This is a genomic window from Levilactobacillus cerevisiae (genome assembly GCF_003946245.1).
In the GTDB taxonomy this organism is placed as follows: domain Bacteria; phylum Bacillota; class Bacilli; order Lactobacillales; family Lactobacillaceae; genus Levilactobacillus; species Levilactobacillus cerevisiae.
The window spans coordinates 58,988-85,099 of sequence record NZ_RHNN01000007.1 but is presented as its reverse complement, the minus strand read 5'-3'; the positions used below and the strand labels follow the sequence as shown (position 1 = coordinate 85,099).

The window sequence follows — 26,112 nt, the reverse complement described above, 5'->3', positions numbered from 1 at the left end:
TGGCAAAATGGCTTGTATTTCACTGCCAATCGAAAGGGTTAGGACGTTTGTCGGCCAGCCCCTGAGTGCAGATAAATAATTGCGAGAATCCTTTATTGCAAACACAATTCAGGCGAGTATAATTATCGCATATGCGTTTTGATGTTTTATAGAGTAACCTTAGAAGAAAGAAGGCCAAATTTCTCATGATGCGACTTGCCCGAAAACACTTGGACTGGTGGGCTGTAGCCCTTGCTGTTGGGTTTATGATTATTCAAGTTGCCTGTGACCTTTCTTTACCGACGTTGACTTCGGACATCATCGATAAAGGGATTGCCAACAACGATATCGGCTACATCTGGCGGACTGGTGGCCAGATGCTCCTGTTGAGCTTCATTGGGGTGCTGGGTGCCGCTGGTAACGTTTATTTTGCGTCGACTCAGTCGCAGAAGATGGGCCAACGAATCCGGACCAATTTATTTAAGAAAGTTACGTTTGCTTCTACCGAAGAGTTTGAAACGGTCGGGAATGCTTCATTGATTACCCGGACGACCAACGATGTGGTGCAGATTCAAAACGTCATGGTGCAAATGCTGCGGATGATGTTGATGGCACCAATTATGTTAGTTGGGGCCGGGATCTTGGCCTACGTGAAGAGTCCCCGGTTGACCATGGTCTTCCTGGTTGCTTTGCCAATCTTGGCACTGTTTACTGGGCTGATCATGTACTTTGCCGTGCCATTGTTCAAGAGCCTGCAAAAGAAGATTGACCGGATTAACTTGGTCTTCCGGGAAGGCTTGACTGGGGTCCGGGTCATCCGGGCCTTTAACCAGGATAAATTTGAACAAGACCGATTTGAAGGTGCCAACCAGGATTACACCAGTACTGGGATTAAAGTCTTCATGATTGTCTCCCTGATGTTCCCCGTAATTACGTTGATTGTCAGTGGGACTAACATTGGGATTGTCTGGTATGGGGGCCAATTGATTGGCCATCAAGCAATGGAAGTGGGTAATTTGGTTGCCTTCATGACATATGCTACCCAGTTACTGATCAGTTTCATGATGGTTTCCATGGTGTTCGTGTTTGTACCCCGGGCGCAAGCCTCTGCTGCACGGATCAACGAAGTCATGGACTTGAAGAGCAAAATTAATGATGCTGACCAACCAGTCGATTTGAAGACCGACACTGCCAGCTTAGTCTTTGATCACGTGAACTTCCGCTATACTGGGGCTGAGAAATTGGCTTTGGCGGACGTGAACTTTGCGGCGACGGCCGGGCAGACGGTGGCGATTATTGGGGGGACCGGTTCGGGTAAATCCACGCTGGTCAACCTGATTCCGCGACTGTTTGATCCGGAAAGCGGCCAAATTAAGTTGAACGGCACGCCGTTGACCGCAATGAGCCAAGAAGCCTTGCACGCAGCCATTTCCATTACGCAGCAACAAGCTGTGCTGTTCTCTGGTACCGTGCGGAGCAACATGGTGTTTGGGATGCCAGAGGCGACGGACGCTGAGATTTGGCACGCCCTGGACGTTGCGCAAGCGAGTGACTTCATCAAAGAAGAGGGCGGCCTCGACGGGGTGGTTGAACAGAACGGAGATAACTTCTCCGGTGGTCAACGCCAACGGTTGGTGATTGCACGGACGATTTTGAAACGCGCCAGTGTCTACATTTTTGATGACTCGTTCTCTGCCTTGGACTTCAAGACGGACTCCCTGTTAAGACAGGACTTGCGGAAAGATGAACAGGTGCAAAATGGTGTGACGGTCATCGTTGCCCAACGGGTCTCCACGGTTGCCGATGCCGATTTGATTCTGGTCATCGACGGTGGGAAGATTGTTGGTCAAGGGACACACGATGAATTGAAGGACACCAACAAGACTTACCAAGAAATTCTGGAATCACAACTGCGGAAGGGGGATACCGTCGATGCGTAATGGACGCGGTGCCGCTACCAAACAACGGCCACAAAAATTTTGGAGAACGACTTTCCGGTTGTTCCGCTACATGAAAGCCTGGCTTCCCGGTATCTTCGTCGTCTTAGTCTTCGCCATCGTCTCGGTAGTCTTACAAATTAAGACGCCTAAGATTTTGGGGCAGGCCACGACCGAACTGTTTAAAGGCGTGATGAAGGGGACGGCTGAAATTAAGGCCGGAATCGCGATTCACAGCCTGCCAGTTGACTTTGGTAAGATTGGCCACATTCTCCTGGTCGTCGGCATCATGTATGCCGGTGCCGCTTTATTTGGGATTGTGCAACAGCTGATTATGAGTTGGATCTCCCAAAAGGTCGTTTACCGGTTACGGCGCGACCTGAAGGAAAAGATGCAACGCTTGCCAATTAGTTACTACGACACCCATAGCAACGGGGATCTGATGTCTCGGATGGCCAACGATATGGATAACATCGGGGGCACGCTGCAACAGACCTTGTCGCAAATGGTGACGAGTTTCTTAACGTTCTTCGGTGTTCTGTACATGATGCTGACCATCAGTGGGTGGTTAACGTTGGTTGCCCTGATTTCCGTGCCACTGAGTATTCTGGTGGTCGGAATCGTGGCACCAAAGTCACAGCGGTTCTTTGCGAGTCAACAGAAGAACCTGGGGCTCCTGAACAATACGGTTGAAGAAACCTACGCTGGCCATACCGTGGTCAAGACGTTTAACCGCGAGGATGCCACCCAAGAAGAATTTGAAGAGCATAACCAAAAGTACTACCAATCAGCGTGGAAGGCCCAATTTGTTTCTAGTTTGATTTTTCCCCTGATGAACTTCGTCAAGAACCTGGACTACTTGGCCGTCGCCGTTATCGGTGGGATTCAAGTGGCCAACGGGACGGTTAGCTTGGGGAACGTGCAAGCCTTCCTACAATACACTAACCAGTTTTCACAGCCAATCACCCAGATGGCCAATTTGACCAACACGATTCAAGCCACGATTGCTTCCGCAGAACGGATTTTCTCCGTGCTGGACGAAGAAAACATGACCGAAACGAAGACCGCTGAGTTGCCAGAACACACGGCCGAAGCGGGCAATGTCATTGAATTTGATAACGTGGCCTTCAAGTACGTGGGAAATAACCCGTTGATTGAGGACTTCAATCTGAAGGTTAAACCGGGCGAAATGGTCGCGATTGTCGGGCCAACCGGTGCCGGGAAGACGACCATCATCAACTTGTTGGAACGCTTCTACGACGTCGATGCTGGCCAAATCAAGTACCGTGGTCAGGACACCCACGCCGTTGGGCGGACAGACTTGCGCCGTCACTTTGCGATGGTGCTCCAGGATACTTGGCTCTTTACCGGCTCGATTTTTGATAATATCAAATACGGGCGGGAAGATGCGACGGAAGAGGACGTTTACAAGGCTGCTAAAGCGGCCCACGCGGACACCTTTATCCGGCAGCTGCCTGAAGGGTATGATACTGTTCTGAACGAAGCAGCCACGAACATTTCGCAAGGGCAACGGCAACTGTTGACGATTGCCCGGGCGTTCGTCGCTGATCCAGATGTCCTCATCTTGGATGAAGCCACGAGTTCAGTCGATACACGGACAGAAATGTTGATTCAACAGGCCATGAAGCGCCTCTTGGCGGGCCGAACCAGCTTTGTGGTCGCTCACCGGTTGTCAACGATTCAAAATGCCGAAAACATTGTGGTCATGAACCACGGCCACATTGTCGAAACGGGGAATCACAACACGCTGTTAGCGGCCAATGGCTTCTACGCCGACCTCTACAACAGTCAATTCACGGGCAACGACTTGGCTTAGGCTAAGTGTGTGTCCGACGTTAAAAGGAAAATTTGTGCGCTACCAGATGCTTGGCGGGGCACTTTTCTTTTGGATTGAAGAATGAAAGCCCAGCTAACAGGGATGCTAGCCATAAAGTTGGTTGGAGATTACCACCTGCGGCTGTCAGAGATTCCGGCTGCTATGGGGACCGCCTGCGGCCTGAGGGGCGGTCCTCCGGCTCGGTTTGAAGCCTGTCCAAAAACGACAGGCTTCAAACGCGTCCCACGATGTAAGCTGGTTCCCAGCTAACACCGTCGACACAGCTACCTCCACCTCTGGCCTCCTCCGGTTATGGTTGTTCTTAACGTGACATTGATGTGATTATCGCTGGACTGGCAACGTTCGTCTATAATAATTTGCGATAATAAATGGTTACTGTCCCTGTAGATTCAGCCGTGGGATTTGGTCATTCGACTTTACATTGCCGAAACGTGCGTCAGGTGGCAATTGGGTTCGCTTAACACGGCCACACTCATTTCTTCCTCGGTGCTCCAGCCTAACTTTTGTGAACGACTTCCCGACAGTTTAGCCGGTGATGAATTCAATTCATGGTGGCAAACTGGAAATATGGCTCAGACATTAAATGCTTGGCACGGGTTCAACCGTTTTGATATGAAAGGCTAGTGAAAATAAGCCAGCAATAATGAGCCAACGGCAATTAACATTTGTTGAAACTTAGTGCATCCGTGTGAGTGACCAGAGGCGAGTCAAGGTGCCCAGCTGTGTCGATGGCATTAGCTGAGTGATTTTCTCAGGTCAGGCCGTGGGACGACCTTGGAAATGTGCGGCTGGGTAAAGCGAGGCGGAAGATTGTTAGAACGCTGCGTTTCCAGTGACAACGGAGACGAACCTTAGTACTGGAACATTGGGATAACCAGTGATGGCGAACACACCGGACAATCCGCAGACGTCAAACGCGTGGTACGGATTCAATCAATGTAAGCCGCAGGGCTGGTGAAAATGGGCTAAGCCGTGGGAATTGCCTTAGTGGCGTCAGCCGCTTAGGCAATTGGTATCTTTGAGACGCGTTTCTTAGCGGCTCAAAGTAAGTCTGGAGACCGCTTTTCGGCTCCAGACGGCCGCCCACAGCGGTCCGGTCTCATTTTCACCAGCCCGGAGGCACTGGCGAGGCCAAATAAAACTACCACTAAGGTTTAACACAATCTTGGATTGCCAACCGAGGTGGCGGATGGGTACAATGGGGGCTAGTAGAGAAGAGAGAGGTGCAATCCATGACGTATACGCAAACGAAAGCGGCCCTGCAGCGGCTGGTGGCGGAAAAAGTAGTCCCTGGCGTGAGCTTTGCGCTGATTGACGGTGACCGAGTAGAAACTGGCCAGTACGGGCAAGCGGCACTGATTCCGCAACCCGAACCCTTGCGACCAGGGATGTTGTATGACGTGGCTTCCTTGACCAAGGTGGTGGCGACGCTGAGTGTAGTTCTTCAACTCTTAGCGGAGGGGCGGTTACGGTTAGATGACCCCCTCAGCGATTACTTACCCGAGTGGTCAGACACGCGGGTGACGGTGCAGCACTTACTCACGCACACGTCAGGCATTACGGGCTACATCCCCAACCGCAACCAATTAGCGGCCTCCGAGCTAACGGTCGCGTTATCCCACCTACACGTGGGGCCGACGTTTAACCGGCAAATGGTTTATGCTGATGTGAACTATATTTTTCTGGGGTGGATTGTGGAAAAGGTGTTGGGGGAGCCGATTCAAGTGGTCGCTCAGCGGCGGGTGTTAACCCCCTTAGGCATGGTGCACAGTACGTTTACGCCGACCAATCCATTAAATTGCGTACCCACTGCTCAGACGACGGAACGGGGATTGATTCGTGGAGAAGTCCACGATCCCAAAGGTTACGTCCTCCAGCGGCGGTGTGGTTCGGCGGGCTTGTTCAGCACGGTCGATGACTTAGCACGCTTTTGCCAGGCCTATTGTCAACCGGAAAAGGTGCCGGCAGTCTTGCCACCGGTGCTGATTGAACAGCTGGCAACGGATTTGACGCCCACCGGTACGGCTGGCCGCTCACTGGGCTGGGCGCTGACCACGACCCAATGGCCGACGCCCCACCGCGTGATTTGGCACTCGGGCTTCACCGGGACCTACCTGGTGATTGACCAGCAGGCGCATCAGTCCATGGTCTTCCTGACCAATCGGGTTCATCCGGTGGCGCCTAACGAACCGTATTTAGACCAACGCAACGCCGTGATTGGCACGTATTTGGCGGAAAAGAGCCGGTACAATCAAGCTGATTTTAGCAAATAGGGAAGAATAAAACAGGCACTAGCACATCCTCACAAAGTGGGAATGTACTAGTGCCTGTTGGCGTTAATATGTTCTGTTCAAAGTCATTAGAAGGTCGCTGGAATGGGTAAAGCTTCCTGCTTGCTGAAGTCGACGTCCGGGTACTTGCGTTGCAGGGCCGCAATCAGCAGGTGCTTCGCAATGTCGCCGTTCCGTGTCAGGATGGGGCCGTGGAAGTAAGAACAATAAACGTTCTTATAAATAGCGCCCTCCGTACCGTCTTCACCGTTGTTCCCCTTACCAGAGACCACGTTACCCAGTGGCCGCTCATCTTTGCCTAGGTAGGTGAGGCCTTGGTGGTTCTCAAAGCCGTGGTAAGTTTCGCCAGTTTCCTGGTTTTTGATGACAATGTTACCGATGAACCGGTTGTGGTCCTGGGCCAACGTGTAGTGGTCCAGAGCGCCAATACCGGGCAGTTTTTCGCCGTCAGCCCCAATGTAGTAGTGGCCCAACAATTGGAACCCGCCACAGATGGCTAAAAGTGGGCCGCCAGACTCGATGAATTTAGTTAATTCGGCTTTTTTAGTTTGGATGTCTTGCGAGACGATGGTCTGCTCAAAGTCTTGGCCACCACCGAAGAAGGCGAGGTCGTAAGCAGCAGAGGTAAAGTCTTCTTCCAGACTAACCACCTTGACGTTCAAAGTCACGTCCATTTGCTTGGCATAGTAGTTCAACGCCAGAATATTTCCAACGTCGCCATAAGTGTTCATCAGGTCGCCGTACAAGTGGGCGACGTTTAGTTCGTAGCTCATATTCCGAGTCCCTCCTTGACGTAACCTTTATCAGCCAAAATTTTGCGCATCTGGAGCATAGCCGTGTAAGTTGCCAGCACGTAGACGTGGTCAGTGGTAACCTTCTTAATTTCGTCGACCACTTTTTCCAAATTGGGCTCGACAATGTGGCGGTCATCTGGAATTCCAGCCACTTTTAGCCGGAACGTGATGTCCTTGTAACGCTCGCCACCGGTAATCACCGTGGGGATGTCGCGGTCAGCTAACTGTTCAAAGTCGCCGTCCCAAATCCAACTGGTGTCGATACCATCGGCGTAGTTCGCGTTTAACAGGCCAACCAAAGAGAAGGGCTGGGTATCGGTACCAATCATGTGCAACACTTGATCCAATCCAACTGGGTTCTTGACCAGAATAATGGTGACCCGCTTGCCGTCGACGTCGATGACTTCTTGGCGCCCGAAGACCTGTTGATTGGCATTGAAGGCGTTACTGATTTGTTCCGGCTCGACACCCATGAAACGGCCCACGGCATACGCTGCCAAGGCGTTATAAATGTTGTAGGTGCCCCCAACTTGAATTTTGAAGGGGTGACCGTCAATTTCAAATTTAGAAGACGTTGGGGTTTGTGCGCCTAGTTTCGTCAGCCGGTAGGTCAATTCTGGCCGCGAGAAGCCACAGTTGGGGCAGAAATACTTGCCCTGGTTGCTGTAGGTCAGTGAATGGTAGTGCAGGATGTGCTCACAGTTGGGGCACAACACGCCGTCCGTATTGGGTTTTGCCTTCATGTCGGTATCGGGCTGGTCATCGAAACCGTAATATTCGATGGGGTTTGGTAACTCCTTGGAATGGAAAATGGGGGAGTCCCCGTTGGCAATAATCGTTGCCTTGGGCGCCAGTGCTACGCCATCTAAAATCTTTTGGTAGGTGGTGTAAATTTCACCGTAGCGATCCATTTGGTCCCGGAAAATGTTCGTGAAGACAAATGCTTTCGGTTCAATATATTGGGTGACCTTAATCACGTTGGCTTCATCGACTTCCAACACGGCTAAAGGTCGGCCGGTCTTAGGATTTTTAGCGTTTAAAAAAGTCGTGACGATCCCTTGTTCCATGTTGGAGCCAGTCGGATTCGTCAGAATCGTCGGAAATTTTTCATGTAAAACGGAGACGGTCAAGGCCGTCGTCAACGTTTTACCGTTGGTTCCTGTAATCACAACCACGTCGTACTTGGCACCCAATGTACGCAAAATATTTGGGTCAAGCTTTAACGTGATTTTTCCGGGCAGGGAACTCCCCCCGTGTAGAAACGTGTGGAGAAACCAGTAAGAGGATTTCCCCGCGAAGGTGGCAACGCCGCTTCTGAATGACATGCAATTTCGCTCCTTAATCGCGACAAGATTTTTTAGTGTCGGTTTCCTTAATATTCAAGCCTTAATTTTAGCATTTTTTCCGCTTGAAAGGGAGCACAACGCCCGAACTTTCTAAAAACGCAAGGAAACCGCCGGAATGGCCTGTTCTAACAGAACGTATTTGAGAGCAGCTTGTGGATGATTGGCCGCCTGCGGCTTCCAGGACTACGCCTGCTGTGGGGCCGGTTCCAGCCTGGAGAGCGGGCTTCCACCTCAACTTTAAGCCGCGAAGTTCGCGCGTCTCAAAGGTTGTCCCATGGCGTAAGGCCGAGAAGAACGCTCGGTCTAACGCCATCGACACAGCTGGCTCCGTCCTGGCTTCCTCCGGCTCTTGATGGTGTGTTGTCCGGGAAGGTTGTTGGGAGCGGCCACGGCGGTCACTTAGCGGGGGAGGTGGGCTTGTGTTCACGGTTTAGGCGTGGTGTTTCGCGTTTGCTGGACAACTTTAATTATTGGGATGTCATCTCCTGTGATTGCTGAGAGAGAAGTTTGCTTCCAAATAGGTTCAATCGCGTATTTTGCAGGCGTTGGTGTACAGTCTAATTTTTTGCGGCAAGTTAGCCACTTAGAATTTAGGACAAAATAAATACACCAAGACGTAAATCTCAGGTATCATTGGAGTTCCTACACAAACAATGAAAGAGGTCTTCGTCTTGATGCAAGAACAGCTTACCATGAATCGTCCCAAGGGTCACCCTTTAACTTTGAAGGAACACGGAAACATTGAGGAAAAAAGAGAACACAAACCTAGCGAATTAAACAGACGTTAGCCACAGGCTGGTGAAATGGGCCCAGCCGTGGGAATTCCCTTAGCGGTGGGTTTTGCCGCTTAGGGAATTGGTGCCTTTGAGACGGGGGCTCCGGCTCAAAGCATCCCAGAGACTGTCCTGTGGCTCTGGGTGTCCGCCCACAGCGTTCTGGTTCCATTTTCACCAAAATGGGGACACTGACAGTGTTGTTATACAAGTAACACTTGCTTGTCGACATTTATTGATACCGGAAGTTACCGATTGGTAGCCCACGTTTCCTTGAAAAATGTTCCACGTCGTAAATTAACCGCCGTTTGCCGAGAGGACAGTTGAAAATGGGTTCAGCCGTGGGATTTATCGCGTGAACTTCGCGATAAATGGTGACTTTGAAACGCGTTTTTCAGCGGTTCAAAGCAAGTTCAGAGACCGTTCTTTGGCTCTGGACGTCCTGCCCACAGCGTTCCAATCCCATTTTCAACTGCCCGGCAGGCGCCAACAACGACCGGCTTAATTTTTACGTGACGGTCGAATTTTCTAGGGGAATCGGCTATAATAGATAGAAACTGTCAAAAAGGTGGGAGTAAAGTGGCGCAGCTATTTTTTCGGTACGGCGCAATGAATAGCGGGAAGACCATTGAAATCTTGAAGGTCGCCCATAACTATGAGGAACAAGGCAAGCGGGTCATCATCATGACCAGTGGCTTGGATACGCGCGAGGGCGTAGGGCAAGTGGCTAGTCGCATTGGGTTGAAACGCACAGCACACCCAATTGAAAAGGATACAAACCTGTACGACGAAATTCAACGGATCGATGCCAAGGCAAACTGTGTGCTGATTGATGAAGCGCAGTTTATGACCAAGGAACACGTTTTCCAACTGGCCCGCGTGGTCGACGAACTCAAGATTCCGGTCATGACGTTCGGACTGAAAAATGATTTCCGCAACGAACTGTTTGAAGGGTCTAAATACCTGTTGCTGTATGCGGATAAAATCGAGGAAATGAAGACCATTTGTTGGTTCTGTACCAAGAAGGCCATCATGAATTTACGGTTCCACGACAATAAGCCAGTCTACGAAGGCGAACAGGTCCAAATCGGCGGCAACGAGGCCTATTACCCCGTTTGTCGGCGGCACTATTTCAACCCACCATTGGACCAGATTGGAAAGTCGCGACCAAAGTAGGAAATGTACAGTAGGTAAAGCGTGTTTGACAGTTACAGTAGGCGCTAGCTATGGTACACTGGTGGTTCGGTCTGAATAGATTCGACTGATAGACGCACGGATGCTGTAAAATTGCATCAAGATGTGACACTGTGCCTGAGTTTCACGCTTTAATTGTCGCTTATGAAATGGCAACGATGAATACGGCGTTGCCCATAAAAACTGTGTCAGCTGCAAGGATAGTGAAATGGGCCAAGCCGTGGGAATCTTCTTAGCGGTGGTATTTGCCACTTAGAAGATTGGTATCTTTGAAACGCGTTTCTCAGTGGTTCAAAGTAAGCTGGAGACCGTCCTTTGGCTCCGAGCGTCCGCCCACAGCGTTCCGGTCCCATTTTCACTATCCTGGAGGCGAATCAAGTACCAGTTTGGTTCGCTACAGACGTAATCGCATGATAATTTGAAACGAGGTTAAATCAGATGGATGAAATGTTTGACAAGCTCCAGGCCGTAGCGGATCGCTACGATGAACTGAACGAATTAATCAGTGACCCTGAAGTCATTGCCGATACACAAAAATTTATGAAGCTCTCTAAAGAAGAGGGGGAACTTCGTGAGACGGTGGACAAGTACCACCAATATCAAGAAGTCACGCAGCAAATCGCCGATGACGACGAGATGTTACGCGAAAAGCTCGACGATGACATGGACGCAATGGTCAAAGATGAATTGAAAGATCTGACCACCCAAAAGGAAAAGCTGGAAGACGACATTAAAGTTCTACTTTTGCCGAAGGACCCGAATGATGACAAGAACATCATTATGGAAATCCACGGGGCAGCCGGTGGTGACGAAGCCAGTTTGTTTGCGGCAGACCTCTTCAGCATGTACTCCAAGTATGCCGAACGTCAGGGCTGGAAAATTGAAATTGTTGACGAGAACGCGACCGAGGTTGGTGGCTTCAAGGAAATCGTTTTGATGATCACGGGTGACAAGGTTTATTCTAAGCTGAAGTATGAAAACGGGGCTCACCGAGTGCAACGGGTACCCGCAACGGAATCAGCCGGTCGGGTGCATACCAGTACCGCCACGGTTGGGGTCATGCCAGAAGAAGAAGACGTGGACATTGATATCGACCCGAAGGACATTCGGACCGACGTTTACCGTTCCTCTGGCGCCGGTGGCCAACATATTAACAAGACATCCTCTGCTGTGCGGATGACCCACTTGCCTACGGGAATCGTGGTTGCGATGCAAGACGAACGGTCACAACAACAAAACCGGGCGAAGGCCATGACCATTTTACGGGCACGGGTCTACGACTATTACAAGACGCAAGAAGAAGACGCCTACAACGCCGAACGGAAATCAGCCGTGGGGACCGGGGACCGTTCTGAACGGATTCGGACCTACAATTACCCGCAAAACCGGGTAACTGACCACCGTATCGGCTTGACGTTGAACAAGCTGGACCGCGTGATGAACGGGGAATTAGATGACATCATTGATGCTCTGATTCTATCTGATCAGGCGGCTAAGCTCGAAAACTTAAAGAACAATGGCTAAAACAACCACCATTTTGATGGCGTTAAAGGCTGCCGAGCAACAGCTGTCGGCGGCGGGATTAGAGACCAGCGTTGCCCAGTACTTGATGCAAGAGGGGCAAGGCTGGTCCTTTACCCAATTGGTACAACATTACCGCGAACCACTGACAGCGCAGGGACTAGCTACTTATGAAAAGCGGGTCGCGCGGGTGTGTGCGGGTGAGCCTGCTCAGTACGTGTTAGGCCACGCACCGTTTTATGGGCGAGAGTTTCGCGTCACCCCGGCGACGTTGATTCCGCGCCAGGAGACGGAAGAATTGGTTGAGTGGATCATGGAAACGGCGACTGACGCAACAGTACGGGTCTTAGACGTGGGGACTGGGAGTGGCGCCATTGCGCTTACTTTGGCGGCTGAACGGCCGAATTGGCAACTCACGGCGACGGATATTTCGGTTGACGCGGTGGCGGTTGCTCAGACCAATGCGCAGCGCTTAAATAGCGATGTGACCTTTGCTGTGGGTGATTTATTTACACCAGTAACCGGTCAGCGATTTGACATCATCGTATCGAATCCGCCCTACATCGATCGGACGGAGTTGTCCGAGATGGACGAATCGGTCAAACGCTATGAGCCTCAGGGCGCGCTGTTTGCGGCGAATCACGGATTGGCATTTTACCAACGATTTGCGGCGGAACTCCGGGACTATTTGGTATTGGGCGGTCAATTTTTTGCTGAAATTGGCTACCGCCAAGGGCCAGCCGTGCGCGAGATTTTTCAAACGGCGTTGCCTAATGCAACGGTGACAATTAAGGCTGATATTGATGGTCATGACCGGATGGTTCGGGTTCAGCTGTAAGTTTAGGATGGGAGATTAGAGAATCAGTATGGAAACCAAGATTTTTCAACCAAATGAAATTGACGAGGCGGCCGCGGCCATTAAGGCCGGTCAATTGGTGGCCTTCCCAACGGAAACTGTTTACGGTTTAGGTGCCGACGCCACGAATGAAGCTGCCGTGAAGCAGGTTTATCTGGCTAAGGGCCGGCCTAGTGACAACCCACTGATTGTGCACGTGACTGGTGAAGACACCGTCAAGCACTATGCGCAACCACTGTCTGCTAAGGCGGAGGCGTTGATCAAGGCGTTTTGGCCGGGTCCGTTGACGTTGATTTTTAACTTACAACCAGGAGCGTTATCGAAGGCCGTGACGGGTGGTCTGAATACGGCCGCTTTCCGCAATCCAGCGAACCAGGTAACCCTAGATTTGATCAAGGCTGCCGGGGTACCACTGGTGGGGCCCTCTGCCAATACGTCTGGGAAGCCGAGTCCGACGCTGGCCAAGCACGTTTATCATGATTTGAATGGCAAAATCGCTGGCATCTTGGACGATGGCCCAACTCGAGTCGGTGTTGAATCTACCGTGTTAGACATGTCCACGGCAATCCCGACCATTTTGCGGCCAGGTGGCGTGACGGAAGAACAATTGGAAGCTGTGATTGGCACCGTCCAGTCGAATCACCACAAGGTGGGCAAGGGAGAGATTCCCAAGGCGCCGGGGATGAAATACAAGCACTATGCCCCTAACGCGCAGGTCACCATTGTGGATGACGAGGCAGATTGGCCGGCTGCGTTGACTTGGGCCGCACAACAGGACGGCACGATTGGGGTAATGGCGTTAGACCGCACACTCGAAAACGAAACGCTACCAGCTAACACCGAGGCGTTCTCGTTGGGTGCCGATATGGCGAGTGCCAGTCACCGCCTGTTTGCGGGGCTTCGCCACTTTGATTTGGAGTCGCCCGTCACCGGTATCTTGGCGCAAGGCTTTGATGCTGAGGGCTTGGGTGCAGCATACATGAACCGGTTGAACAAGTCTGCCGGGCAACAACATTTTGAGAAGTAAAAAAGTGGGACGAAAGGCGGTTAGCTGATCATCATTGTTAAGCAGAGCCAGCTGTCTTTTGTCCCACGTCTCAGCAATATAGTTTTAGAGATACAAAACGAGTCTAGTTTTTTGTCCCGAATCCGAAATAAGTGACATAATCTACGCTGGACGCGTTAACCGTCTGGCGTATTTTTTTGGGGAAAAATGTTGGATGGTTACGTGCTAGTTGGTAACGTAGCCGAATTGAGCTTCAGCTGTGAAGGTGTTTTAGTTGTGTAGTTGTGGAAGCCAAGTTATGGTTAAGTTTAGGGCACAGCGCTAGTTAGACAGGATGCGCCATTTATAAAATAATAAATAGTGCGAAGTAGTCCCGTTGGCAGGAAAAATTTGGTAGAATAGGACTAATCACAGTTCAGGAGGGACCGCCATTGAATTTTAAAGAAAAAGATCCAGAATTATGGGGCGCCATTGCTAAGGAAGAAGAACGCCAAGAAGACACTATTGAATTGATTGCTTCCGAAAATATCGTTAGTGAAGCCGTTCGGACGGCGCAAGGGTCCGTGTTAACCAACAAGTATGCGGAAGGCTATCCGGGCAAGCGGTACTACGGGGGCACCCAGTACATCGATGTTGTGGAGCAACTGGCGATTGACCGTGCTAAGAAGCTGTTTAACGCCGAATATGCCAATGTGCAGCCTCATTCCGGTTCTCAGGCCAACCAGGCCGTTTATGCGGCATTTTTGAAGCCTGGAGACACTATTTTGGGGATGGGGCTGGACGCCGGGGGCCATTTAACCCACGGTGCCAAGGTGAACTTCTCGGGTAAGATTTACAACGCTTATAGTTACGCCCTCAACCCAGATACCGAACTCCTGGACTATGACATGATTCGGGATCTGGCGTTGAAAGTGAAACCGCAGATGATTGTTGCGGGTGCCTCGGCTTACTCACGGATTATCGACTGGCATGCTTTCCGGAAGATTGCTGATGAAGTTGGCGCATACCTGATGGTTGATATGGCTCATATCGCTGGCTTGGTGGCCGCTGGATTACATCCAAGCCCAGTTGGAATTGCGGACGTGGTCACAACAACGACGCACAAGACCTTACGCGGGCCACGGGGCGGTTTGATTCTGTCCCAAGCTGAAAATGCCAAACGCATTAACTCCGCCGTCTTCCCTGGTACTCAGGGCGGACCGTTGGAACACGTGATTGCCGGGAAGGCCGCAGCGTTCTTTGAAGACCTCCAGCCAGAATTTACCGATTATGGCAAGCAAATCATCGAAAATGCCCACGCTATGGCCGATGAATTCAATCAGGCACCCGTTGTCCGTGTGGTTTCTGGTGGTACTGACAATCACTTGATGACTCTCGACTTGTCTGAGACCACTCTCAATGGGAAGCAAGCGCAAGAGCTGTTAGATAGTGTGATGATCACAACCAACAAGGAAGCCATTCCCATCGAAAAGCTCAGTCCGTTCAAGACGTCAGGGATTCGTTTGGGGACGCCAGCCGTGACGACTCGTGGGTTTAATGCCGACGAATGTCGCGAAGTGGCGCGGTTAATCGTGAAGACAATCCTTAATCCGGACGACGAAGCGGTCCTAGCTGAAGTCCGGCAAAGTGTTCATCAGTTAACTAGTGCCCATCCATTATCAGCATTGGATTAACAAATTCGCAATAAAAACGTTTTCATTTTAAATTAGACGTTTTGGTAGCGGAAATTCATGGTACAATTGTAAGAAATCATAAAGGAGCGCTCATTCATGGGGAAGTTTCAAGTACTTGACCACCCGTTGATTCAACACAAACTAACGATTATCCGGAACAAAGACTGTGGGACTCGCAGTTTTCGGGAGGTCGTTAACGAAATCTCGACTTTGATGGCGTACGAAGTTTCACGCGATATGCCATTGAAGGATAAAGAAATCGAGACGCCAATGGGCAAGATGACTGCCAAGGAACTCTCAGGAAAGAAAGTTGCCATTGTTCCAATCTTACGTGCCGGTATTGGTATGGTTGATGGGATTCTGGAATTGATTCCAGCTGCAAAGGTTGGTCACATTGGGATGTACCGTGACGAAGAAACCCTGCAGCCTCATGAATACTTCGTGAAGATGCCATCCGACATTGATCAACGTCAGATTTTCATCGTTGACCCAATGTTAGCTACTGGTGGTTCAGCCATGATGGCTATCGATGCTTTGGAAAAGCGTGGCGCTGATCCAAAGAACATGAAGTTTGTTTGCCTGGTATCCGCACCAGAAGGGGTCAAAGCCTTACGCGAAGCTCACCCAGACGTTGATATTTACGCCGCAGCACTGGATGACCACTTAAACGACGACGGCTACATTGTCCCAGGCCTCGGGGATGCCGGTGACCGCCTGTTCGGAACGAAATAAACGTTAAAGAGATTCGGCCTTTGGGTCGAGTCTCTTCTTTATTTGGGTAAGAGCGCGGAGCAGGGCGGTTAACTGGCGAGCATTAACGGCAGGAAGGGACTAATCCCGGGCTTGGATTAGTTTCTTCCTGTTGTTAAGCGGAACCAGTTGCCCTGCGTAGCGCGTTTCAAAGGCTGCCAGACTCGGGATACTATGCGCGAAGACCAATCAGACGAACTAAGCTTAAAGACTTGCGACGGCTGAACCGGGGTTAAGCGCAAGGACCTGGCTCGTGGAGCGCGTTTCGGAAGCCGCCAGGATTAGGATGCCTTTGACGAGGACAAGTCAAACGAACTAAGTCAAAAGACTTGCTACGGCCGAATCAGGGTAAAACACTTAAAGTCAGCTCGCAGAATGCGTTTAAAAGAATCCCGCTAGCGGCTCGTCTTAGCCTCGCCAGACCATTTGCCATCAAGAACACTAACATGGTAGAAACACGTCTAAAAAGTGCCTTTAAATCACTCTTAACTGCTCTGAACACTAGGCTCATCAGTTATAAGGTTATGCAATCGATTTTGATTGCAGTATCTTTGAGTGAACAATGAACAAGCGGAACAGGTAACCAACGAAATAAGCACTTCAAGTCGCCAAAGTTCAGCTGCAAAGTTGATTAACTAACTGCTGAAGTGGAGCAATCTGTGGTAGGATGACCCTTTGCCGGTTGAAATTGAACACAATAGCGATAATAGTTACTAGACGTTGGGTGAACTGCGAAACTTTTGTGCTAGCGAGTGCGCACGCAACTACACCTTGGAACCGATAACAATCCTTTTCTAGCCTGAATTTTCGGTTGGTTCATATGAATGTTTAGACTGTGAAAAATTGTTTTGTCTTTTATCTGAATTGGTGGTATCATTTCCAGTGTGTTTGAATGGAGCGCTCGCTTCGTTCACTATTCCGCTATTCTTGAGAAAAAGCCTGAAATTATTGTGGGAGTTGGCTTGGGGATTGCGTTCATATAGTGTGGAAAAGAGGTGATATTCGGTGAGTGATGATCCAGTTTCAACCTTCCAATTTTTGGGACTGACATTTAGTACTGCCAACGTTGTATCCGGCCTAGTTGTTTTTGTGCTGATTGTGGCAGTCGTTTTTTTCACTTCCAGAAAATTGGCCATGAAGCCTACTAAGGGACAAAACTTCCTGGAATGGCTAATTGATTTTACCAACGGAATTTTGAAAGGGTCGATTTCAGCCGGCGATGTCGGTAAGTTTGGCTTGTGGGGTTTCACTTTATTCATGTTTCTCTTCATCTCTAACGAATTGGGATTATTCATCCAAGTGGCGACACGTGGGGGTGCGGCAATTGTTCGTAGTCCAACGTCTGACCCAATTGCGACGTTAACGTTTTCGTTAATGACCATGATGGTTGCCCAGTTCGCTGGTGTTTGGAAATTGGGATATAAGCGACACTTCACGAACTACCTGAAGCCTTTCGTGTTCTGGCTTCCAATCAGCATCTTTGAGGAATTCACGAACTTCTTGACGTTAGGTCTCCGTATTTTCGGGGTTATCTTCTCTGGTGAAATGCTATTAGGGGTAATCTGGGATCTGGCAGTTTCACACGGTATTGCAACGATGGTGGTTGCTATACCAATCGAAATGATTTGGCAAGGATTCTCTCTGTTCTTAGGGGCAATCCAAGCGTTCGTTTTCGTTACGTTGTCATCAGTTTATATTTCTCAAAAGCTAGAAGTCGAGGAATAAGTTTTATCTAATTTAAGGAGGAAACACAGATTATGGGAGCTATTGCAGCAGGTATTGCTATGTTTGGTGCCGCCGTTGGTGGTGGTATCGGTGACGGTATCGTTATTTCTAAGATGCTTGAAGGTATGGTTCGTCAGCCAGAATTATCAGGTCAATTACGGACGAACATGTTCATTGGTGTTGGGTTGGTTGAAGCCATGCCTATCATTTCCTTCGTTGTTGCTTTGATGGTTATGAACAAGTAGTGACATTTCCACTAATAAAATTGTAAATATCTAAAAGCAAAAGGAGGTGTCAATAGATGCTCTCACATTTAATGATTGGTCAGACGCTTTATTTTGGAGATTCCCTTTTCTACATCGTTACGTTCTTACTATTGATGTGGATTGTTAAAATTTTTGCTTGGGGTCCAGTCACGAAGATGATGCAGGATCGTGCTGATAAGATCAGTAATGATATTGATTCAGCGGAAAAGTCCCGTACCGATGCAGCTGGTTTGGTTCAACAACGCCAAGCAGCTTTAGCAAATTCTCGTTCTGAGGCACAAACGATTGTTAGCGATGCGAAGACCAATGGTCAACAACAACGTGAACAAATTGTGACGCAAGCACAAACGGATGTTCAAACAATGAAGCAAAATGCCCAAAAAGATATCGAGCAGGAGCGCCAAGACGCTTTATCCAATGCTCGGGACGATGTGGCGGACTTATCTATTGAGATTGCTTCCAAGATCATTCAACGAGAATTAAAAGGTGACGACCAAAAGGCATTGATTGATTCTTACATCGAAGGGTTGGGGAAGCAACATGAGTCTTAACAGGGCAACGGTAGCAAAGCGCTACTCCAAAGCATTATTTGAATTGTTGTCCGAGAAAGACCAACTGGAGTCAGGCTACACAGAGCTAGTAGAACTTCGGCGTGTCTTCCAGGACAACCCACAGTTGAGCACGATGCTCTCAGACGCTAGCCTGCAGGTTGCTGATCGCGAAGCGCTGCTTCAACCAATGTTGAAGCAAGCATCACCGTATATCAAGAACCTGATTCAAATGACCTATGATTACGGTCGGATGGAAAACTTAGTCGATATTATCGATGCTTTCCAAACGCTGTATGATGAAGCCCACAACACGGTTTACGCTGAAGTGACAACGGCAGTGGCATTAACCGCTGACCAAAAGGCGCAGATCGAAACTGTCTACGCCAAGCGCGTAGGTGCGGACAAGGTTATCTTGAGCAGCAAGATTGATCCTGCTGTGATCGGTGGCGTTATTATTAAGGCCGCTGATACGGTTCTTGACGGTAGCTTACGAACTAAAATTAATCGTTTACGGCAGCAACTGCTAGCATAACGAATACGGTGATAAAGAGGTGAAACTTTCATGAGCATTAAAGCTGAGGAAATCAGTGCTCTAATTAAACAACAATTAGACAGCTACAAGGATGAAATCTCAGTTGAAGAAACTGGTACGGTTACTTACGTTGGTGATGGTGTCGCTCGGGCCCACGGCCTGAACAACGCTTTAGCCGGTGAGTTGCTGTTATTTGACAACGGGGTTTATGGGATGGTCCAAAACCTCGAAGCCAGTGACGTTGGTATCGTTATCTTGGGTGATTTCACTGGGATTACTGAAGGCGATACGGTTAAACGGACTGGCCGAATCATGGAAGTTCCCGTTGGCGATCAATTAATTGGCCGGGTTGTTAACCCATTAGGTCAACCAATTGACGGTAAAGGGGACATTTCCACGGACAAAACGCGACCAATTGAACATAAAGCACCAGGGGTTATGGACCGGCAAGGGGTTAGTGAACCTCTACAAACTGGGATCAAGGCCATTGATGCCTTAGTGCCAATTGGACGTGGCCAACGTGAATTGATCATTGGTGACCGGAAGACTGGGAAGTCCTCAATCGCCATTGATACAATCATTAACCAAAAGGGCCAGGATATGATCTGTATCTACGTCGCTATTGGTCAGAAGGCCTCTACGGTGCGGTCACAAGTTTCTACGCTAGAGAAATTCGGCGCTATGGACTACACGATCGTTGTTACCGCCAGTCCTTCCGAACCAGCCCCAATGCTGTACGTGGCACCATATGCCGGTGCAGCCATGGGTGAAGAGTTCATGCACAATGGCAAGCATGTGTTGATCGTCTATGATGATTTAACCAAGCAAGCCGATGCTTACCGTGAACTTTCCTTAATCTTGCGGCGTGCGCCAGGTCGTGAAGCTTATCCTGGTGACATTTTCTACACCCACTCTCGTTTATTGGAACGGGCAGCTAAATTGAATGATGAACTTGGCGGTGGTTCAATGACGGCCTTACCAATCATTGAAACTAAAGCCGGTGACGTTTCTGCCTACATTCCAACCAACGTTATTTCCATTACCGATGGTCAAATCTTCCTGAACAGCGATTCCTTCTATTCAGGTGTGCGGCCAGCCATGGATGCCGGGACTTCTGTGTCTCGGGTTGGTGGGGACGCTCAAATCAAAGCCATGAAGAAGGTTGCCGGGACGTTACGGTTGGACTTATCTGCCTACCGTGAACTGGAATCCTTCGCCCAATTTGGTTCTGACTTGGATGCTGCCACCCAAGCGCGGTTAGCACGTGGGGCCCGGACCGTTGAAGTCTTAAAGCAAGGCTTACACGAATCCGTTCCCGTTGCTAAGGAAGTTATCATCTTGTTTGCTTTGACTCATGGCCATTTGGACAAGCTCGAAGTTGCTGACGTTTTACGTTACCAAAACGAACTGTTTGATTACATGGACGCTAGCCATCAAGATCTCGAAGACACGATTACCACGACTGGGAACTTGCCAGAAGGCGACTCCCTCGAAAAGGCCATTGCTGAATTCGACACAACTTTCCAACCAACTGCCAAGGCCGATGACGCGGCTAATACGGCTGATTAAGATACTTGAAGGAAGGATGGTGAGAAATAATGGCTGAATCAATTCATGACGTTCAACGTCGAATTAATTCCACGAAAGCGACCCGTCAGATTACGGCGGCGATGCACATGGTCTCGACCGCGAAGTTAAATAAGATTCAGAAACAAGCAGTCGGCTACCAAGACTATGTTTCTAAAGTTAAGGCTGTCGTCATGCATCTTTCGCAGTCTCATCTGTTGGATAATTCCTCAAGTAGCCTACAGTCGAACCGTCCAGTAAAGAAAACCGCCTATTTAGTTATCACCTCCGATCGTGGAATGGTGGGAAGCTACAATAGCAGCGTCTTACGGGATGCCAATGCGTTCATTAAAGAACGGACACCCAATCCAAGCGACTACATGGTGTTAGCCGTTGGGGGTACCGGTGCTGATTTCTACAAGCACCGGGGTGTTAATGTGGCGTACGAATACCGTGGGGTCAGCGATGTTCCTGAATTTAATGAAGTTCGGGAAATTGTTAAGACCGTTACCACGATGTTCAACGATGAGGTCTTTGATGAACTCTTCGTGTGCTACAACCATTTTGTGAACCGAATCTCATCTCGTTTCCGAGCTGAGAAGATGTTGCCAGTTGACAAGGAAACGATGTCGACTGAAGCGGCAAACGATACCGAAGCCACGCCATTAACGGCCGAATATGACACGGAGCCTTCTGATGAAGCTGTGCTCCAGGTTGTGTTACCGCAATACGCGGAAAGCTTAGTTTATGGTGCGATTCTGGACGCAAAGACGGCCGAACATGCATCAAGTACCAACGCGATGCAGTCTGCCACTGATAACGCTGATGATTTAATTGCGACCTTGCAACTGCACTATAACCGTGCACGTCAAGCACAGATCACGACTGAAATCACCGAAATTACTGGTGGGCAGGAAGCCTTAAATAATTAATGACGGGAGGAATTAACGAATAATGAGTGCTGGTAAAATTGTTCAAGTTATCGGACCTGTTGTCGACGTTGAATTCCCGTTGAATGATGAATTACCTGACATTAACACCGCCCTTAACATCAAAAAAGATGATGGTAGTATCCTTGTAACCGAAGTTGCCTTGGAATTAGGTGACGGGGTTATGCGGACGATTGCCATGGACGGTACCGATGGTCTTCGTCGGGGACTGGAAGTAGAAAACACTGGTGCTTCTATTTCTGTTCCTGTTGGCGATGACACACTGGGTCGAGTATTCAACGTTCTCGGAAATCCAATTGACGGCGGTGCCGAATTTGGACCAGACGCAGAACGGATGCCAATTCACCGTGATGCACCAAAGTATGACGAATTAAACCCTACGACTGAAATCCTGGAAACAGGGATTAAAGTTATTGACTTACTCGAACCTTACGTTCGTGGTGGGAAAATTGGGTTGTTCGGTGGTGCCGGTGTTGGTAAGACCGTTTTAATTCAAGAATTAATTCACAACATTGCCCAAGGCCATAACGGGATCTCCGTCTTCACCGGTGTCGGTGAACGGACTCGTGAAGGTAACGATATGTACTGGGAAATGAAGGGGTCTGGGGTTCTGAAGCAAACGGCCATGGTTTATGGTCAAATGAACGAACCTCCTGGTGCCCGGATGCGGGTTGCCTTGACCGGTTTGACGATTGCGGAATACTTCCGTGACGTTAAGGGCCAAGACGTTCTGTTATTCATCGATAACATCTTCCGGTTTACGCAAGCTGGTTCTGAAGTTTCTGCTCTGTTAGGGCGGATTCCTTCAGCCGTTGGTTACCAACCAACGCTGGCTACCGAAATGGGTCAGTTACAGGAACGGATCACGTCGACGAAGAAGGGGTCTATCACCTCTATCCAAGCCGTTTACGTGCCTGCCGATGACTATACCGACCCTGCTCCAGCTACGACTTTCGCCCATTTGGACGCAACGACTAACTTGGAACGTTCTTTGACCCAACAAGGGATCTACCCAGCCGTGGACCCATTGGCTTCGACTTCGACGGCTTTGGCCCCAGAAATCATTGGTCAAGAACATTATGACGTGGCGACGGAAGTTCAACATGTCTTGCAACGGTACCATGAATTGCAAGATATCATCTCTATTTTAGGGATGGATGAATTATCCGATGAAGAGCAAACCATTGTTAACCGTGCTCGGCGGATTCAATTCTTCCTGTCACAACCATTCTCCGTGGCTTCTCAATTTACGGGTATGGACGGGAAGTACGTTAAGTTGGAAGACACAATCCGGAGTTTCAAGGAAATTCTTGACGGTAAGTATGATGACTTACCAGAAGATGCTTTCCGGAACTGTGGCCCAATCGAAGACGCTGTTGCCAAGGCTAAGCAAATGAATGATGCCGTTGCCAACAATTAGGGAGGGATTCTAATTGGCTGATAATCAATCAGTGTTATCTGTTAGTATCGTTACCCCTGATGGCCAAGTTTACGAAGGGTCGAGCGACTTATTAGTTGTGAAGACTACAATTGGTGAACTTGGGATTATGTATAACCACGTGCCGCTCATCGCTTCTCTGGAAGTTGATGAGACCCGAGTAAAATTGGGAGAGAAGGAAGATAAAATCGCCGTTAATGGTGGTTTCTTGGAATTCTCCGACAACGTGGCGACCATTGTTGCAGACAGTGCGGAACGTCAAGACGATATTGACGTCAATCGGGCTGAAAGTGCTCGTCAACGTGCCCAAGCAACGATTGAAAAGGCACATGCTGCTCACGACGCCGACTCCCTTGCACGGGCTGAGGTTGCGTTACGGCGTGCGGTTAACCGGATCAACGTTGCCAAGCACTAAACTCAAACAAATTCTTGTTCAAACGGTCTGTCACCTACGGGTGGTGGCCGTTTTTTTGTCTCCAGGCTGAAAATTCAAAAGATAGAGCCCAGCTAACAAGGATTCAATCCGCAACACTAGTTGGTGGTTGCCACCTGCGGCCTGGGAGGCGGTCCCCTGGCTCGGTTTGAAGCCTGTCAAAAGTCGCTAGTCTCCAAACTCATCCCACGGCTTAACCTGAGAAGTTCGCTCAGGTAAGGCCGTCGACACAGCTGCCTCCATCTCTGCCCTCCTCCGGTTACGATTGATTGTTTAACGTGAAATTGATGTTAGTATCGCTGGACTGGCAACGTTTGTTTGCAGGCCTTCTTGTAGTGTATGTGTTAATTTTGATCTGAGCCGTGGGGGGGAGGACTGTCTCACAGATGTACTGTATCGTGTCCACGACGTTCTAGCTTAAAGCTGGTGAACGGTAATTCGGTCGGTTTAGACAATGCTACTTTTAGTGTTCTCACTGATTGCTGGGTAGAGGGGAAGTTTGTATTTTAACTTTCAATGTGTGGTTACCTTGTGACTGACCATCAGCGGGCACGACCCCCAAATATTCAGTGGCAATCGTTCTGAGTTTGTCCGCAATACCTTGAGCTTCCTGCGGTTGGAGCAGATTTCGTAGAATTCGCGATACTTTTTCCTGCATAAAATGGGATTCAACTATTTTTCCGCTTTAGTTGTGGTCATTCACCTAGCTTAGTACGAAATAATACGGTCGTGATTTTTTGCGCAAAGTGCAGTTCGTTTATGGTATGAACGCTGGGCAAACAGTAGCCGTTCAATGATGTTGTGACTGGTCAGTTAAGTAGTTCAAACATTAATTTAACAAATGGTTTGTTCAGTTCATCCGGTGAATTAGAAGAAATGTAATATTACAAACGCCGATTTTATGGGAATCTCAAGGACAAGGACGAAATTTTATGCTATAGTTAGTGAGAATGTTTAGGAAGGATTGAGGGAATGTCACTCATAGGACTACAGGGAATATTAACGATCATCAGTCACTTGTTTTTTATTGGACTCGCTTTTTGGGCGATTTCCGCGTTACACATTGAGCGATTAATGACGTTTTACCCCCGACAATCGCGCGTCTTAATCGTGATGCTGTCGGTGGCCGTTGGATTTGGCTGTAGTTCGTTCTTTTTAGACTTCATCGATAACGTTCGTAACCTGGGCTATCTGTTACGGTAGACCCATAAAAATCTCTGGAGGTATCCCATGGAAAAAATTATCGTTCATGGTGGGAACCGCTTAACTGGTGTGGTCCACATTGAAGGCGCCAAGAATGCCGTACTGCCAATCTTAGCAGCCTCGATTCTTGCGCAAGACGGACTCACTCACTTAGCAAATGTTCCGGTTTTGTCTGATGTATACACGATGAATAAAGTCTTACGCTTCTTGAATTTAGGCGTCGATTTTGATGAAGCTAAACGAGAAGTGACAATTGATGCGACCAAGCAAGTATCCAGTGAGGCACCGTTTGAATATGTCTCCAAGATGCGGGCATCAATTGTTGTGATGGGGCCACTCTTAGCCCGCTTAGGTCACGCCAAAGTGGCTTTGCCTGGTGGTTGTGCCATTGGGACGCGGCCAATCGACCTGCATTTGAAAGGCTTAGAAGCTTTGGGTGCCCGAATTGAACAGCATGATGGCTACATTGAAGCCTTTGCTGATCAATTGAAGGGTGCACATATCTACTTAGATTTCCCTAGCGTGGGTGCAACTCAGAATATCCTGATGGCCGCCTGCTTGGCTCAGGGGACAACCGTGATTGATAACGTTGCCCGTGAACCAGAAATTGTCGATCTTGCTAACATCCTGAACAAAATGGGTGCGCACGTTCGCGGTGCTGGGACGGAAACCTTGCGGATTGACGGTGTTGAGAAGATGCACGGCACTGAACACAGTGTGGTTCAGGACCGAATCGAAGCTGGTACCTTCATGGTTGGTGCTGCATTAACTCACGGAAACGTCTTAATTCAAGACGGTATCGTGGAACACAACAAACCCTTAATCTCTAAATTACAAGAAATGGGTGTTCAGGTAACTGAAGAACCTGCTGGCATTCGCGTGATTGGCCCTGAGAAATTACAGCCAACTGACGTGAAAACGTTACCATATCCTGGGTTCCCAACGGATATGCAACCACAAATGACCATCTTGCAGTTAGCCGCAGAGGGAACCAGCACTATGACTGAAACGGTCTTTGAGAACCGCTTCATGCATCTGGAAGAACTCCGGCGCATGAACGCTAAGTACCAAGTGAACGGCCGGACAGTCGTGATGCACGGACCGACCGACTTTAACGGTGCTGAAGTTGCTGCAACTGATTTACGTGCTGCGGCGGCCCTGGTTCTGGCGGGATTGGTTGCTGAAGGGTACACCCAAGTGACGAACTTGAAGTACTTAGACCGGGGTTACTACGACTTCCACAAGAAGTTAGCAGCCCTTGGTGCAGAAGTGAAACGGGTTTCTGTACCGGATAACGATGCGGTTGTTTTGAAAAACGCACACGTTAATAATTAGTATTTAGCGGGGTGGCAGTGATGCCGCCTTTTTGTTACGCATGAATGGGTGATGCTGCGTAAATATTTGCGAATTCGGTAAGAGCCGGAGAAAGCATTTAGAGTTCACGTAGTTTATGTTATAATGAAATGTTGA

Annotated in this window: 21 protein-coding genes; 19 read left to right on the top strand and 2 right to left on the bottom strand. The window is 49.2% G+C overall.

Annotation, left to right across the window (positions count from 1 at the left end; all coding sequences use genetic code 11):
* The first annotated feature begins 185 nt into the window (after window positions 1-185).
* From EKM99_RS04505 to EKM99_RS04495, 3 genes are all read left to right on the top strand, one after another.
* Window positions 186-1,919 carry an ABC transporter ATP-binding protein gene (locus EKM99_RS04505; RefSeq protein ID WP_125581376.1) on the top strand — a complete coding sequence of 578 codons (1,734 nt, stop codon included), beginning with the start codon at window positions 186-188 and terminating at the stop codon, window positions 1,917-1,919.
* Window positions 1,912-3,753 carry an ABC transporter ATP-binding protein gene (locus EKM99_RS04500; RefSeq protein WP_125581374.1) on the top strand — a complete coding sequence of 614 codons (1,842 nt, stop codon included), beginning with the start codon at window positions 1,912-1,914 and terminating at the stop codon, window positions 3,751-3,753. Before EKM99_RS04505 ends, EKM99_RS04500 begins: the two co-directional genes overlap by 8 nt.
* 1,253 nt (window positions 3,754-5,006) lie before the next feature.
* Complete coding sequence (locus EKM99_RS04495; protein ID WP_125581372.1) at window positions 5,007-6,047, top strand: serine hydrolase domain-containing protein; 1,041 nt, start codon at window positions 5,007-5,009, stop codon at window positions 6,045-6,047.
* 86 nt (window positions 6,048-6,133) lie between these two features.
* On the opposite strand, the gene EKM99_RS04490 is transcribed toward EKM99_RS04495, so the two are convergent.
* Both EKM99_RS04490 and EKM99_RS04485 read right to left on the bottom strand, forming a co-directional pair.
* Complete coding sequence (locus EKM99_RS04490) at window positions 6,134-6,838, bottom strand: type 1 glutamine amidotransferase (RefSeq protein ID WP_125581370.1); 705 nt, start codon at window positions 6,836-6,838, stop codon at window positions 6,134-6,136.
* On the bottom strand, window positions 6,835-8,184 hold the full coding sequence (locus EKM99_RS04485; protein ID WP_125581368.1) for a Mur ligase family protein: 1,350 nt from the start codon (window positions 8,182-8,184) through the stop codon (window positions 6,835-6,837). Before EKM99_RS04485 ends, EKM99_RS04490 begins: the two co-directional genes overlap by 4 nt.
* Before the next feature lie 1,373 nt (window positions 8,185-9,557).
* Between EKM99_RS04485 and EKM99_RS04480 the strand changes: the two genes are divergently transcribed.
* The 16 genes from EKM99_RS04480 to murA all read left to right on the top strand — a co-directional run bounded on the left by EKM99_RS04480 (window position 9,558) and on the right by murA (window position 25,977).
* Window positions 9,558-10,154, top strand: coding sequence for a thymidine kinase (locus EKM99_RS04480; RefSeq protein WP_125581366.1), 597 nt, complete (start codon window positions 9,558-9,560; stop codon window positions 10,152-10,154).
* Window positions 10,155-10,610: 456 nt separating this feature from the next.
* Window positions 10,611-11,696 carry a peptide chain release factor 1 gene (prfA, locus tag EKM99_RS04470; protein WP_125581362.1) on the top strand — a complete coding sequence of 362 codons (1,086 nt, stop codon included), beginning with the start codon at window positions 10,611-10,613 and terminating at the stop codon, window positions 11,694-11,696.
* On the top strand, window positions 11,689-12,531 hold the full coding sequence (gene prmC, locus EKM99_RS04465) for a peptide chain release factor N(5)-glutamine methyltransferase (RefSeq protein ID WP_125581360.1): 843 nt from the start codon (window positions 11,689-11,691) through the stop codon (window positions 12,529-12,531). Before prfA ends, prmC begins: the two co-directional genes overlap by 8 nt.
* 28 nt (window positions 12,532-12,559) lie before the next feature.
* Window positions 12,560-13,576, top strand: a complete 1,017-nt coding sequence (locus EKM99_RS04460) for an L-threonylcarbamoyladenylate synthase (RefSeq protein WP_125581358.1) — start codon at window positions 12,560-12,562, stop codon at window positions 13,574-13,576.
* A gap of 410 nt (window positions 13,577-13,986) precedes the next feature.
* The gene (gene glyA / locus EKM99_RS04455) at window positions 13,987-15,228 is read left to right on the top strand and encodes a serine hydroxymethyltransferase (RefSeq protein ID WP_125581356.1); all 1,242 of its coding nucleotides are present in this window, start codon (window positions 13,987-13,989) and stop codon (window positions 15,226-15,228) included.
* 96 nt (window positions 15,229-15,324) lie between these two features.
* Window positions 15,325-15,960, top strand: a complete 636-nt coding sequence (upp, locus tag EKM99_RS04450; protein WP_125581354.1) for a uracil phosphoribosyltransferase — start codon at window positions 15,325-15,327, stop codon at window positions 15,958-15,960.
* 1,023 nt (window positions 15,961-16,983) lie between these two features.
* Window positions 16,984-17,703, top strand: coding sequence for a F0F1 ATP synthase subunit A (atpB, locus tag EKM99_RS04445; RefSeq protein ID WP_125581352.1), 720 nt, complete (start codon window positions 16,984-16,986; stop codon window positions 17,701-17,703).
* A 32-nt stretch (window positions 17,704-17,735) separates the two neighbouring features.
* Window positions 17,736-17,948, top strand: coding sequence for a F0F1 ATP synthase subunit C (atpE, locus tag EKM99_RS04440; protein ID WP_125575374.1), 213 nt, complete (start codon window positions 17,736-17,738; stop codon window positions 17,946-17,948).
* Between the two features lie 56 nt (window positions 17,949-18,004).
* Window positions 18,005-18,520, top strand: a complete 516-nt coding sequence (gene atpF / locus EKM99_RS04435) for a F0F1 ATP synthase subunit B (RefSeq protein ID WP_125581350.1) — start codon at window positions 18,005-18,007, stop codon at window positions 18,518-18,520.
* Window positions 18,510-19,052 carry an ATP synthase F1 subunit delta gene (gene atpH / locus EKM99_RS04430; RefSeq protein WP_125581348.1) on the top strand — a complete coding sequence of 181 codons (543 nt, stop codon included), beginning with the start codon at window positions 18,510-18,512 and terminating at the stop codon, window positions 19,050-19,052. Before atpF ends, atpH begins: the two co-directional genes overlap by 11 nt.
* Window positions 19,053-19,082: 30 nt before the next feature.
* Window positions 19,083-20,621: a F0F1 ATP synthase subunit alpha gene (atpA, locus tag EKM99_RS04425; protein ID WP_125581346.1), complete on the top strand. Its 1,539-nt coding sequence runs from the start codon at window positions 19,083-19,085 to the stop codon at window positions 20,619-20,621.
* Between the two features lie 29 nt (window positions 20,622-20,650).
* Window positions 20,651-21,550, top strand: a complete 900-nt coding sequence (locus EKM99_RS04420) for a F0F1 ATP synthase subunit gamma (RefSeq protein WP_125581344.1) — start codon at window positions 20,651-20,653, stop codon at window positions 21,548-21,550.
* A gap of 22 nt (window positions 21,551-21,572) precedes the next feature.
* Entirely contained in the window at window positions 21,573-22,988 is a 1,416-nt protein-coding gene (gene atpD / locus EKM99_RS04415; protein WP_125581341.1) for a F0F1 ATP synthase subunit beta, read from the top strand.
* Between the two features lie 13 nt (window positions 22,989-23,001).
* Entirely contained in the window at window positions 23,002-23,421 is a 420-nt protein-coding gene (locus EKM99_RS04410) for a F0F1 ATP synthase subunit epsilon (RefSeq protein ID WP_125581339.1), read from the top strand.
* A gap of 990 nt (window positions 23,422-24,411) precedes the next feature.
* Window positions 24,412-24,642, top strand: a complete 231-nt coding sequence (locus EKM99_RS04405) for a DUF1146 family protein (RefSeq protein WP_125581337.1) — start codon at window positions 24,412-24,414, stop codon at window positions 24,640-24,642.
* Between the two features lie 27 nt (window positions 24,643-24,669).
* Window positions 24,670-25,977 carry a UDP-N-acetylglucosamine 1-carboxyvinyltransferase gene (gene murA / locus EKM99_RS04400; RefSeq protein ID WP_125581335.1) on the top strand — a complete coding sequence of 436 codons (1,308 nt, stop codon included), beginning with the start codon at window positions 24,670-24,672 and terminating at the stop codon, window positions 25,975-25,977.
* Window positions 25,978-26,112: the final 135 nt, after the last annotated feature.